Annotated in this window: 1 pseudogene; it reads right to left on the reverse strand. The window is 47.2% G+C overall.

Annotation, left to right across the window (positions count from 1 at the left end):
• A pseudogene (carB, locus tag A3756_RS01835) lies at positions 1-1004 on the reverse strand (carbamoyl phosphate synthase large subunit); the annotation flags it as partial.

The raw sequence follows: 1004 nt of genomic DNA on the forward strand, positions 1-1004 counted from the left end.
GCCCAATACATAAGATGGACGAACAACTAGCGGATAACCGATTTCAGTCGCTTTAGTAATCGCTTCTTCATGGCTTCGAACCGTGGCATTTTCTGGCTGACGTAAGCCCAAGCGCTCAATCATTTGCTGGAAGCGCTCACGATCTTCTGCACGGTCGATTGCATCTGGGCTAGTACCAATAATTGGCACTCCAGCTTCTTCTAAACCACGCGCAAGCTTAAGTGGCGTCTGACCGCCATAATGCACAATCACGCCCTTTGGCTTCTCTAGCTGAACGATTTCTAATACGTCTTCCAGGGTAATTGACTCAAAGTACAAACGGTCTGAAGTATCGTAATCCGTTGAAACCGTCTCTGGGTTACAGTTGATCATGATGGTCTCGTAACCGTCTTCACGCATGGCAAAGGCAGCATGAACACAGCAGTAATCGAACTCAATACCCTGGCCAATACGGTTAGGGCCACCACCGATAACAATGATCTTTTCTTTGTCAGTAACCTGAGACTCACACTCTTCTTCATAGGTTGAGTACATGTAAGCCGTGTTCGATGAGAATTCTGCAGCACAGGTATCAACACGCTTATAGACAGGGCGAATATCGAAGCCCTGACGTAGCGTACGCAATTCTTTCTCGGTAATACCAAGTAGCTCTGCCAAACGGTGATCAGCAAAACCCTTACGCTTAAGACGAAGCATCGCTTCAGCAGTCATGTCTGTGCGTGTCATATTCGATACAACACACTCTTCTTCAATCAAATCTTCAATCTGAACCAGGAACCAAGGGTCGATGCCGCTTAGCTTGTAAATTTCATCAACCGACATGCCAGAACGGAAAGCATCACCGACATACCAGATACGCTCGGCACTCGGGTTACGAAGCTCTCGAATCATCTCTGATTTAGCATCTTCAGAAGCCAGATCCAATTTCGGCTCGAAGCCGTAAGAACCGACTTCCAAACCACGTAAAGCTTTCTGTAGCGATTCCTGGAAGGTTCGGCCAATAG

The organism is Oleiphilus sp. HI0086 (assembly GCF_001635225.1).